Origin of the sequence: Haloechinothrix aidingensis, from assembly GCF_013450155.1 — a bacterium.
Lineage (GTDB): Bacteria > Actinomycetota > Actinomycetes > Mycobacteriales > Pseudonocardiaceae > Haloechinothrix > Haloechinothrix aidingensis.
This window is the reverse complement of record NZ_JACCKD010000001.1, coordinates 732,571-744,837: the sequence shown is the minus strand read 5'-3', so window position 1 is coordinate 744,837 and position 12,267 is coordinate 732,571. Positions and strand designations below refer to the sequence as shown.

Sequence of the window (12,267 nt, the reverse complement as noted above, 5' to 3'; positions counted from 1 at the left end):
GCCAACCATCACAACCGCGAATGATCGGACGAACCGCACTCACGTGGCGGGCGAGCGAACACCCGGGTAAGTGTTGCTGACCCACGCCGCTCCCGGCGGGAACCGGCCCCGGGCTGCCGCTCAGGAACGCAACGCCGCGGCGACCGCCTCGCCGACAGCCTCGTACAGCCCGGCGTGCAGCTCACGCCGCGACGAGCGGTCCACGACGACCTCGACCACCCGCAGGCCACGGCGGGGCCGCAACGCCTCCCGCAACTCCGTGCGCGTGTGCGCCCGCGTGTGCGCGACCCGGTACCCCGCGCACAGCGCCGCGATGTCCGAGCCGTGCGGCGTCCCGAACACGCGCTCGAAACTGCGGGAGTGCTCGTCGGCGCCCTGCTCGAGCAACGAGAAGATGCCGCCCCCGTCGTCGTTGAGCACCACGATCGTCAGGTCGGGAAGGTCCTCACCGGAACAGCTCAACAAGCCGTTGATGTCGTGCAGGAACGTCAGGTCGCCGAGCAGGGCGTAGGAAGGCCCACGGTGCGCGGTGGCCGCGCCGAGCGCTGTCGAGACCATGCCGTCGATACCGGCGACGCCCCTGTTGCGGTGCACCACGATGTCGGGCCGGGCGGAGCAGGCCGACAGCGCGACGTCCCGTGTCGGGTTGGACGAACCGATCACGAGTAACGACTCCGGGGGAAGCGTGTCGACCAGCTCGGCCGCGACGCCGGGACCTGTCGGCCACGGCGCCTCGGCCAGCTTCTCCGACACGGCGCGCCGCGCGGCTCCGTCGGCGCGCTGCCAGCGCTCCAGCCACGCGGGATCGGCAGGCTTGGTCGGCTCGGCGAACCACTGGCCGACCTGGCGCACGTTGTGCGCCGGAGCGGGCCAGTCGGTGTCCGGGCGTACCAGCAGCACTTCCACGTCCTCGTCGGCGAGCAGGGACTCCACCTGCCGGAACACCGTCGGCCGCCCGATGCACAGCACCTGCTCCGGCTTGTGCGCGGCGACGAACTCCGGGACGGCGAGCAACCAGGCACCACTTGTCATGGCGCAGTCGCCGGACAGCCCGGCCGCCCCGGTCTCGGAGATGATCGGCCACCCGTGCTCGGCGGCCCACTCGCTGGCGGCCCGTACCCCGGAGTCGCAGGCGATGACCAGCCCGCACCGCGCGGACGGGACCACGAACGCGGGGAACGCACCGAAGTCGGGCAGCTCCGTCCAACGCTGCCCGTTCTCCCGCCCGTCGAGCGGCTCGCACCACGGCTCGTCGTGCCGGCCGGAGTCCGGTACCAGCGGCTCGCGGAACGGGACGTTGAGGTGCACCGGACCGGACCGCCACTCCCCGTAGGCCGCGTTCCATGCCCGGCAGACCTGGCTGCGCCAGTACGCGTTCTGGCCGGGGCGCTTCTCGGCTACGGCCAGCTCGTCGAAGTAGCGCACCGCGCTGCCGTACAGCCGATCCTGCTCGATCACCTGGTTGGCTCCCGCCGCGCGCAGCTCCGCGGGCCGGTCCGCGGTGAGCACGATCAGCGGGACGCCCGCCCGGTCGGCTTCCAGCACCGCGGGGTGGAAGTTGGCGGCTGCGGTACCGGAGGTGCACACCACCGCCGTCGGGCGCCCGGTGCGGGCGGCGATACCCAGTGCGAGGAACGCGGCGGTGCGCTCGTCCACCCGAACATGCATGGCGAGGCGTCCGGCCTCCGCCGCGTCGTAGAGCGCCATGGACAGCGGTGCGTTGCGGGATCCGGGGCAGACCACGACATGCGAGACGGTGTTGCGCACCAGCTCGTCCACGAGGACACGTGCCTGCGCTGTGGAAGGGTTCATGGGCGCTCCCCCGGCGGGCGTGCTCCCGGTCGCGCGTCTGTCGGCATCAGCACACCCGTTGATCTCCCGTCGGAACAGCGGCACTCCTGGCCAACTATCCTCCCAGATGTGCCCGATCCCGATACGCCAGCCGCAGCCGGCTCCACCCCGCCCGTCTCCGAGCTCTTCGACCCGCGAGCGTGGAGCGAGGTCGAGGGCTTCGACTTCACCGACATCACCTACCACCGTTCCGCCGAGAGCCGGGGCGGCAAACGTGTGCTCCGGGTGGCGTTCAACCGCCCCGAGGTGCGCAACGCCTTCCGCCCGCACACGGTCGACGAGCTCTACCGCGCACTCGACCACGCCAGGATGTGCTCGGACGTCGGCGCGGTCGTGCTCACCGGCAACGGGCCGTCCCCGCACGACGGCGGCTGGGCGTTCTGCTCCGGTGGTGACCAGCGTATTCGTGGCCGCTCCGGATATCAGTACGCCAGCGGCGAGACATCGGACACCATCGACCCGGCGCAGGCAGGCAGGCTGCACATCCTCGAGGTCCAGCGGTTGATCCGGTTCATGCCCAAGGTGGTGCTGGCCGTGGTGCCGGGATGGGCCGCGGGCGGCGGGCACTCGCTGCACGTGGTGTGCGATCTCACGCTCGCCTCTGCCGAGCACGCCCGGTTCAAGCAGACCGACGCGGATGTGGGCTCCTTCGACGCCGGTTTCGGCTCGGCCTACCTCGCGCGTCAGGTCGGGCAGAAGTTCGCCAGGGAGATCTTCGCGCTGGGCAGGACCTACACCGCCGAGCAGATGCATCACATGGGGGCGGTCAACGAGGTGGTCCCGCATGCCGAGCTGGAGGCCGAAGCCCTGCAGTGGGCGTGGGAGATCAACGGCAAGTCCCCGACGGCGCAGCGGATGCTCAAGTACGCGTTCAACCTGATCGACGACGGCCTGCCCGGCCAGCAGGTCTTCGCTGGTGAGACGACACGCCTGGCCTACATGACCGACGAGGCCGCCGAGGGCCGCGACGCCTTCCTCGACAAGCGCGATCCGGACTGGACCGATTTCCCCTACTTCTACTGAGCGCTGAATGACGCTTTCCGTCCGTGTGCGGGACGGAAAGCGTCATTCAGCCAACCGCCGGGAGCGGCTACTCCACCGTCACGCTCTTGGCCAGGTTGCGGGGTTTGTCGATCTCCTTGCCCAGACCCACGGCGAGGTGGTACGCGAACAGTTGCAAGGCGATCGTGAACACGATCGGGTCGAGCTCGGGATGGCTGCGCGGGAGCCGGATCACCTCGTCCGCGAGCCCGTCCGGGAGGTCGGCGCTGGTCACCGCGATCACCGGCCCCCCGCGCGCCTTGATCTGCTCGAGCGTCGAGATGTTCTTGGCGAGCAGCTCGTCATCGGCGACCAGCACGACAGAGGGCATGCCGCCGTCGATCAGCGCGAGCGGCCCGTGCTTGAGCTCGGCGGCCTGGTAGGCCTCCGCGTGGATATAGGAGATCTCCTTCAGCTTCTGGGCGCCCTCCCTGGCCGCCGGCCAGTACCAGACCCTGCCGACGAAGAACATCCGCACGGCCCAGCTGAACCGCTCGGCGACGCCGGCGATCCGGTCCTCCAGCGCGAGGACCTCTCCGATCCGTTGCGGCAACGCGTCCAGCGCGGAGACGATCCCGCCGCCACGCGAGACGGAGAGGTCCCGCACCCGGCCGAGCAGCAGGCCGAGCATCGCGAAGCACACGGCCATGTTCGTCACCGCCTTCGTGGACGCGACCGAGACCTCCGGGCCGGCATGCAGGAAGACCCCGCTGTCGCACTCCCGCGCGATCGCGCTTCCCGGGGCGTTGACCACTCCGATCACGCGCCCGCCCTTGCGCTTGAGCTCCTGCACGGCAGCCAGCGTGTCCTTGGTCTCGCCGGACTGGCTGACCGCGATGTACAGCGCGTCCGGGGCGATGACCGGGTTGCGGTAGCGGAACTCCGAAGCCGGCTCGGCATCGGCGGGGATCCGGGCCCATTCCTCGATCAGGTTGGCGCCGATCTCACCCGCGTAGTAGGCGGAACCGCAGCCGAGGACCTTCACCGACTGGATCGAACGCAGCTCGCGGGCATCCAGGTGCAGACCACCGAGACGCGCCGTGCTGAACCGTTCGTCCAACCGGCCGAGCACCGCGCGGCGCACGGCCTCCGGCTGCTCGTGGATCTCCTTGTGCATGTAGTTCGCGAAGCCACCCAGCTGGTAGTCCTCTTCGGTGAGGTCGACCGTGGTCGCGGTCTTCGCGGTCCGGTTCGCGCCGAGCGTGCTCGTCCGGTAGTCACCCGCGCTGATCGTGGCCAGCTCACCGTCGTCCAGGTAGATGACTCGCTGGGTGTGCCGGACCAGCGCGGCGAGGTCCGATGCCACGAACATCTCCCCGTCACCGATACCGAGCACGATGGGGCTGCCGTCCTTGGCCACCACGAGCTCCCGCGGCCGGGTCACGTCCACGACGGCGATGCCGTACGCGCCGTCGACGCGCGTCAGTACCCTGCGCACCGCCTCCTCGAGGCTCGGAGCGCCACCCTCCAGCTGCCCGGCTATCAGGTGGGCGAGCACCTCGGTGTCGGTGTCGGAGGCCAGCGCCACACCTGCCGCGAGAAGCTCCGTGCGCAGCTCACCGGCGTTCTCGATCATCCCGTTGTGCACGACGGCGACCCGCCTGCCGGCGTCGGTGTGCGGGTGGGCATTGGTGTCGGTCGGCTCGCCGTGGGTGGCCCACCGGGTGTGCGCGATACCGGTCGTGGCGGCGTGGCCTTCGCCGACACGGTCCCGCAGCTCCGCCACGCGCACCGCTGCCTTGGTGACGTGCAGCGTGTCGCCGTCCGTCACCGCCAGACCCGCCGAGTCGTACCCGCGGTACTCGAGCCGGTGCAGTCCCTCGAGCAGGATCGGTGTCGCCTGCTCGCCGCCGACGTAGCCCACGATTCCGCACATTCCTACCTCCCCGTCCGGTCGAGTGGCGCGTCCGAGCGGTCAGCCGTACACCATCCGCCTGAGCTGGCGCCTGCTGACCTCGCCTGCCCCGAACGGCCTACCCGCCAGTTCGGTGGCCAGCGCGTCCCAGATCCGCTCGTTGTTCCAGCCGCGCCGCCGCAGCTCGGTGTGCCTGCGGCGGACGTACTGCTCGGGCGTCTCGCTGAAGTAGGCGACCACATCAGCCACGACCCTCGCCGCCGTATCGGGTGCCAGGCCCGTCGAGCCGGACACATACCGGACCAGCTCCGCCGGTGGTGCGTGTTCGGTAGCGCGCACACCAGGACCCTGCCACCCGCGGCTCGCCACAACCAAATGTCCTGCCCGGAATCGGGCAGGAGGCTGAATGACGCTGTCGGTCCGTCGGGTGGACTCAGGGCGTCATTCGGCACACCCGCACAATGGTGGAGTGCGGGAGGTCTGGGTCGATGGCAGCGAGGCGTCGGTGCGGGAGCTGGCCGACGCGCTGGCCGGTGCGCTCGCCGGCGCGGGAACGGTACTCCCACTGGACGCGCACGACCCGCGGGCCGGATCGGTCCGTGCCGCCATGCGCCCCGGCGAACCCGTCGAGGACGCGACCGCGGTCATCGTGCCCACCTCGGGCTCGACCGGGCCCGCGAAGGGTGTGCTGCTGTCCGCGCACGCTCTGACCAGCTCGGCACGGGCCACGCACGCCCGGCTCGGCGGGCCCGGGCAGTGGCTGCTTGCCACCCCGGCGCACTACATCGGGGGCCTTCAGGTGCTGGTGCGCTCGCTTCTGGCAGGCACGCGACCCGCGGTGCTCGACCTCAGCGCCGGGTTCCGGCCGGACGAGTTCGCCGCCACCGCACGACCGGTGCTGCGCGGCACGGGGCCGCGCTACACCTCGCTGGTACCCACGCAACTCACCCGGATCCTCGACGCGGGCGGCGCGGCCCGCGAGGCCGCGAGGGCTTTCGACGCGATCGTCGTGGGCGGCGCGGCCACACCCGCACCCCTGCGCCGCCGTGCCGCCGACGCCGGCCTGACCGTCGTCAGCGCGTACGGCATGAGCGAGACCGCGGGCGGGTGCGTCTACGACGGAACGCCGCTGGACGGGGTCGGCGTTCACCTGGAGCCCGGCGGTGACGGGGCAGGCGAGGGCAGCGACGGGGACACGGGCGCCATCGCCCGCGGCACCGGAGGGGTTCCGGGACGCATCGCGCTGTCCGGCGACGTCCTCGCGCACGGTTACCGCGCCGACCCCACCGCCACCTCGGACGCGTTCTCGGGAGGCCGGTTCCGTACGAGCGACCTCGGCCGTTTCCGCGCCGACGGCCGTCTGGACGTGCTCGGCCGTGCCGACGACGTCATCAACACCGGCGGTGTGAAGGTGCCCCCGGTACTGGTGGAACGGGCCCTGCTCGACCATCCCGGCGTGGACCAGGCCTGCGCGGTCGGGATTCCCGATGCCGAGTGGGGCGAGATCGTCGTGGCGGCGATCGTCCCGACCGACCCCGCCGAACCGCCCGCGAGCGATGCGCTGGCCGAGCTCGCCCGCGCGGCCGCCGGTCGCGCCGCGGTCCCCAAGCGCACACACGTGCTCGACTCGTTCCCGGTACTGGGACCGGGAAAGGTCGACCGCGCCGCGCTGCGCGACACCCTCATGCGGCCGGCTGGCTCCGACCGGCAGCGACGTGCGTGACGCCACACCAGCACCCCTGCCGAGCCGCCCGGCCGCGCAACGGGTACGCCCTGCGCACAGCCTGTCAAGGTCGCCGTCCGACAAAGTTTGACGGAATCGCGTAACCGCACCGGCTGTCGCCGTACCACCCGGTAACGGACATGCTGGTATGTAGTCGGACGTCTGCGCACGGCGCGAGAAACGTCCACCACCGACATCCCCGAGCCTGTTTCCAGGAGGTCTGAGTTCGTGTTCCAGCGCATCGCGATCGTCAACCGGGGGGAGGCCGCGATGCGGCTCATCCACGCGGTCCGGGAACTCGGAGCCCAGGGCCCGCCGCTGCAGACCATCGCGCTCTACACCGACGCCGAACGCACGTCCACATTCGTGCGGGAGGCCGATGTCGGCTACTGCATCGGCGCGGCCGCGGACCGGCCGTACCTCGACCACACCGTGCTGGAACGCGCGCTGTCGGACACCGGAGCCGACGCGGCCTGGGTCGGCTGGGGATTCGTCGCCGAGGACCCCGCGTTCGCCGAACTCTGCGAGCGCATCGGTGTCACCTTCATCGGCCCGAGCGGCGATGCCATGCGCGCGCTCGGTGACAAGATCGGCGCGAAGCTCATCGCCGAGGAGTCGGGCGTTCCCGTGGCCCCGTGGAGCCGTGGCTCCCTCACCGACCTCGACTCCGCGCTGCGGGTGGCCGCGGAGATCGGCTACCCGTTGATGCTCAAGGCGAGCGCGGGCGGCGGCGGGCGCGGCATCCGGGTCGTGCGCTCGGATCAGGAGCTGACCGCGGCCTTCGACAACACCAGGGCGGAGGCACAGCGCGCGTTCGGCAGTGGGGTGGTCTTCCTCGAGTCACTGGTCACCGGCGGTCGGCACGTGGAAGTGCAGGTCATCGCGGACGGTCAGGGGACAGCCTGGGCACTCGGGGTGCGTGACTGCTCGATACAGCGGCGCAACCAGAAGATCATCGAGGAATCCTCGTCCCCGCTGCTGGACGCCGGGCAGGTCGGCGAGCTCAAGGCGGCAGCCGAACGGCTGATCGTTGCCGCGGGCTATCGCGGTGCCGCCACCGTGGAGTTCCTGTACGACCCGGACGAGAAGCAGCTCGCGTTCCTCGAGGTCAACACGCGACTGCAGGTCGAGCACCCCATCACGGAAGCCACCACGGGAGTCGACCTGGTCAAGGCCCAGCTACACGTCGCGGCGGGCGGCAGGCTCGAGGGAGACCCGCCTGCCGAGTCCGGCCACGCCGTCGAGGCCCGGCTCAACGCCGAGGACCCCGACCGCGAGTTCGCCCCGGCCCCTGGCAGGATCACGCTGCTCGACCTGCCCGCGGGTCCCGGTATCCGGGTGGATACCGGGGTCGCCGAGGGGGACACCATCCCGGCCGATTTCGACTCCATGATCGCCAAGCTCATCGCCTACGGCCGCACCCGGGACGAGGCGCTGGCCAGGCTACGCCGCGCGGTGTCCGGCACCTCGGTGATCATCGAAGGTGGGGTCACGAACAAGAGCTTCCTGCTCGACCTGCTCGACGCCCCCGAGGTCACCGGCGCCACGGCCGACACCGGTTGGATCGACCGGGTACGCGCCGAGGGACGGCTCGTCACGCACACCCATTCCGGGATCGCGCTGGCCGCCGCTGCGATCGAGGCCTACCAGGAGGAGGAACGTGCCGAGCGCCAGCGGCTGTTCACCACGGCGCACGGCGGAAGGCCCCAGGTCCAGCACGAGGTGGGGCGCGCCATCGACCTCCGGCTACGCGGCGTCGACCACCGCATCACGGTCGCGCGGATCGGTCCCCGCCGCTTCCGTGTCGCGTTCGGTGCCGGGCGGGACGACGCGGAGACCGGCCCGCGCACCGTCGACGCGCAGCTGGAGCGTTTCGACTCGGGGCGGCGGGGCGAGCAGGAGTCCGCCGCGGCCAGGTTCTCGGTCAACGGGCACACCTACCGGCTCATGACCGCCACACACGGGCCGGTTCATCTTGTGGAGGTCAACGGCGTCACGCACCGGATCAGCCGGGACGAGGGTGGCGTGCTGCGCTCCCCCGCACCGGCGCTGGTCGTCTCCACCCCGCTCGCCGAGGGCGACGAGGTCGAAGCAGGTGCGCCGGTGCTCGTGCTGGAGAGCATGAAGATGGAGACGGTGCTGCGCGCGCCGTTCGCCGCGCGGTTGCGCGAGTGCCTCGTCTCGGTCGGTAGCCAGGTCGAGGCAGGCGTACCGGTGCTGCGTCTGGAGCCGATCGGCGACACGAACGGCGCCGACGACACCCCCGCGACGGGCCAGGACACCGGGCAGCTCGGCTTGCCGGAGGTCGCGGGCGAAGTCGCCGCGGCGGAGCGGGTGACACGCGGGCTCGAGGAGCTGCGCGGCCTGCTGCTCGGCTTCGACGTCGACCCGGTGGACGAGCACCGCACCCTGGCCGACTACCTCACCGCGCGGGACGAGATGGCCCGCGCGGGCGAGCGCCCGCTGCGCGGCGAGGTCGAGCTGCTCGGCGTGTTCACCGACCTGTGCGAGTTGAGCAGGAACAAGCCTGCCGGGGAGGCGGAGCAGGCAGACACCCGGGTACACAGCCCGCGCGAGTACTTCCACACCTACCTGCAGAGCCTCGACGTCGAGCGGGCCGGGTTGTCCGAGGCGTTCCAGGCCAAGCTGGGCAGGGCGCTGGCCCACTACGGGGTCGCCGACTTCGAACGTACCGACGCGCTCGAGGAAGCGGTGTTCCGCATCTTCCTCGCCCAGCAACAGGTCACCTCGGGTGTGGCTGTGGTGACAGCGCTGCTGCAGCGCTGGATCGAGGAGGCCCCGCCGGGCAACTCGCTGCGCGACCTCGCAGGCGAGGCGCTGGAGCGGCTGGTCACCGCCACCCAGCTGCGCTTCCCGACCGTCGGCGACCTGGCCCGCGGTGTCGTCTTCCGGTGGTTCGCCCAGCCGATGCTGCGGCGCGGCCGGGCCGAGGTGTACGCGGGCGTGCGCAAGCACCTGCGGTACCTCGACGAGCACCCGGACGCACCGGACCGCGAGGAGCGGATCTCCGAGATGGTCGCCAGCCCCGAGCCGCTTGTGCGGTTGCTCGGGCAGCGCATCACCCGGCCGGGCACCGACCTGGGGCCGCTGCTGGAGGTTCTCGTGCGCCGCTACTACCGCACAAGGGGGCTGGAGAACGTCCGCTGCGAGCGGGTCGGCGGGCGCGCGCTGGTTTCCGCCGAGTACGACCTCGATGGTCACCGGCTACGCCTGATCAGCACGGCAGCCGACGTCGCCGAGCTGGGCGACGCGGCTCGCGCCGTAGCCGAACTGGCCGGGCAGGCCGACCTGGCAGGCCTGGTCGTCGACATCTACCTGCGTTGGGACGACCAGCCGGACGGAGCCGACGCCAAGGCCGCCGCGCTGCGGGGGGTGCTCAGCGAGATCCCGCTTCTGGCGAAGGTACGCAGGGTGACGACCTCCGTTGCCGGGCGCAGCGGCGACGCGATGCATCACCACTTCACGTTCCGCCCCGCCGCGACCGGGCTGGCCGAGGAGCGCCTGATCCGCGGTATCCACCCGCTCATCGCGCAGCGGCTCGAGCTGCAGCGGCTACGCAACTTCGACGTCACCCGCCTGCCTTCGGCCGACGAGGACGTCTACCTGTTCTCCTGCGTGGCGCCGAGCAATCCCTCCGACGAACGGCTGGTGGCGATGGCCCAGGTACGCGACCTGACCCCGCTGCGCGACACGAACGGCCGGGTGGCCGCGCTGCCTGCGGTGGAGGGCACCCTCGCTGCCTGTGTCGATGCGATCCGGAAGGTGCAGGCGCAGCGCCCGGCCAAGGGCAGGCTCGACACCAACCGGATCCTCATCTACGCTTGGCCGCCGAGCGAGCTGACCGCTCAGGAGATCAACTCGATCGCGCAGCGGGCCGTGCCCAGCACCGCGGGGGCGGGCATCGAGGAAGTGATGTTCCTCGGACGGCAGCGCGACCACACGACCGGCGAGCTGCACGACGCCGCCGTACGGGTCTCGTACGAGCCCGGGTCCGGGGTCCGGCTGGACGTGACCGAGCCGGACGTCGAGCCGATCAAGCCGCTGGACGACTACGACCAGAAGGTGCTGCGGGCACGCAGGCGCGGCACCGTCTACCCCTACGAGCTGGTCGACACGCTCGCAGGCTCCGAGGGGACCTTCACCGAGTACGACCTCGATGCGGGCGGCGAGCTGGTGCCCGTGGACCGGCCCAAGGGGCAGAACACCTCGGCGATCGTGACCGGGGTGGTGAGCACCCCGACGGAGCGTTACCCGGAGGGCGTGCGCAGGGTGGCGCTGCTCGGCGACCCGACCAAGGCGCTCGGCGCGCTGGCCGAGCCCGAATGCTCCCGGGTGATCGCGGCTCTCGATCTGGCCGAGCGTATGCGGCTGCCGGTGGAATGGTTCGCCGTCTCCGCGGGCGCGAAGATCTCCATGGACTCCGGTACGGAGAACATGGACTGGATCGCGGCCGTGATCAAGCGGATCGTGGAGTTCACGCAGGGTGGTCGCGAGATCAATATCGTGGTGGCCGGGATCAACGTCGGCGCCCAGCCGTACTGGAACGCCGAGGCCACCATGCTCATGCACACCAAGGGAATCCTCGTGATGACGCCCGACTCGGCGATGGTGCTCACAGGCAAGCAGTCGCTGGACTTCTCCGGAGGGGTCTCGGCCGAGGACAACTTCGGCATCGGCGGCTACGACCGGGTGATGGGCCCGAACGGCCAGGCCCAGTACTGGGCCCGGGACCTCGCGGGGGCACGCGAGGTGCTGATGCGGCACTACGAGCACAGCTACGTCGCGCCGGGCGAGTCCGCACCGCGCCGGGCACGGACCGAGGACCCCGTCGACAGGGACGTATCGTCCTCCCCGCACGAGTGCGAGGGCAGCGACTTCACGCGGGTCGGGGAGATCTTCTCCGCGGAGACCAACCCCGACCGCAAGAAGGCGTTCGACATCCGCACGGTGATGCGCGCCCTCGCCGACGCCGACCACGAGATGCTGGAGCGCTGGGCGGGCATGGCCGACGCGGAGACCTCCGTGGTCGCCGACGCCCACCTCGCGGGGATCCCGGTGTGCCTGATCGGCATGGAGTCGCGGTCCGTTCCGCGTCGCGGGTTCCCGCCGACCGACGGCCCCGACACCTACACCGCGGGCACGCTGTTCCCCCGCTCGTCGAAGAAGGTCGCGCGGGCGATCAACGCGGCTAGCGGGAACCGGCCGCTCGTGGTGCTGGCGAACCTGTCCGGGTTCGACGGCTCCCCGGAGTCGCTGCGCAAGCTGCAGCTGGAGTACGGCGCCGAGATCGGCCGGGCGATCGTGAACTTCGACGGCCCGATCGTGTTCTGCGTCGTCTCGCGGTACCACGGCGGCGCATTCGTGGTGTTCTCCAAGGCGCTCAACCCGAACATGACCGTGCTCGCCGTGGACGGCTCGTTCGCGTCCGTGATCGGGGGAGCACCTGCCGCTGCTGTGGTGTTCGCCGGTGACGTCAACGCTCGCACCGCGGCCGACGAGCGGGTCCGCGAGCTGGAGCAGCGGATCGCGAACGCGTCCGGGCCGCAGCGTGCCGCGCTGACCACCGAGCTGGACGAGGTTCGTTCCTCGGTGCGCGCGGAGAAGCTCGGCGAGGTGGCCACGGAGTTCGACCGCGTGCACAACATCCGGCGGGCGGTCGACGTGGGCTCGGTGGACGCGATCATCCAGCCGGACGAGCTGCGACCGCGGATCGTCGCGGCGCTGGAGCGCGGCCTGGGCGGGTGAGCGCCGCCCGGGCGGGCGGGGTCCTGTCGGC

Annotated in this window: 6 protein-coding genes; 3 read left to right on the top strand and 3 right to left on the bottom strand. The window is 71.3% G+C overall.

Annotation, left to right across the window (positions count from 1 at the left end):
* Nucleotides 1-120 precede the first annotated feature (120 nt).
* A complete protein-coding gene (gene menD / locus H0B56_RS03645) occupies nucleotides 121-1,812 on the bottom strand; it encodes a 2-succinyl-5-enolpyruvyl-6-hydroxy-3-cyclohexene-1-carboxylic-acid synthase (protein WP_180891468.1) in 1,692 nt (563 codons plus the stop codon).
* A 108-nt stretch (nucleotides 1,813-1,920) separates the two neighbouring features.
* Here menD and H0B56_RS03640 point away from each other — a divergent pair, with 108 nt between their 5' ends.
* Nucleotides 1,921-2,874 carry a 1,4-dihydroxy-2-naphthoyl-CoA synthase gene (locus H0B56_RS03640; protein WP_180891467.1) on the top strand — a complete coding sequence of 318 codons (954 nt, stop codon included), beginning with the start codon at nucleotides 1,921-1,923 and terminating at the stop codon, nucleotides 2,872-2,874.
* Nucleotides 2,875-2,941: 67 nt separating this feature from the next.
* On the opposite strand, the gene glmS is transcribed toward H0B56_RS03640, so the two are convergent.
* Nucleotides 2,942-4,768, bottom strand: a complete 1,827-nt coding sequence (gene glmS / locus H0B56_RS03635; RefSeq protein ID WP_180891466.1) for a glutamine--fructose-6-phosphate transaminase (isomerizing) — start codon at nucleotides 4,766-4,768, stop codon at nucleotides 2,942-2,944.
* 39 nt (nucleotides 4,769-4,807) lie between these two features.
* Nucleotides 4,808-5,086 carry a hypothetical protein gene (locus H0B56_RS03630; RefSeq protein WP_180891465.1) on the bottom strand — a complete coding sequence of 93 codons (279 nt, stop codon included), beginning with the start codon at nucleotides 5,084-5,086 and terminating at the stop codon, nucleotides 4,808-4,810.
* 130 nt (nucleotides 5,087-5,216) lie between these two features.
* On the opposite strand from H0B56_RS03630, the gene H0B56_RS03625 reads away from it, so the two are divergent.
* Together H0B56_RS03625 and H0B56_RS03620 are read left to right on the top strand one after the other, a co-directional pair.
* Nucleotides 5,217-6,470 (top strand): AMP-binding protein, encoded by a 1,254-nt coding sequence (locus H0B56_RS03625; protein WP_180891464.1) that lies wholly within the window; start codon nucleotides 5,217-5,219, stop codon nucleotides 6,468-6,470.
* Nucleotides 6,471-6,698: 228 nt separating this feature from the next.
* Entirely contained in the window at nucleotides 6,699-12,236 is a 5,538-nt protein-coding gene (locus H0B56_RS03620; RefSeq protein WP_180891463.1) for an ATP-binding protein, read from the top strand.
* Nucleotides 12,237-12,267 lie beyond the last annotated feature (31 nt).

Coding starts and splice junctions, on each gene's coding strand:
- menD (WP_180891468.1), bottom strand. CDS start 1,812: ATGAACCCTTCCACAGCGCAGGCACGTGTCCTCGTGGACGAGCTGGTG.
- glmS (WP_180891466.1), bottom strand. CDS start 4,768: ATGTGCGGAATCGTGGGCTACGTCGGCGGCGAGCAGGCGACACCGATC.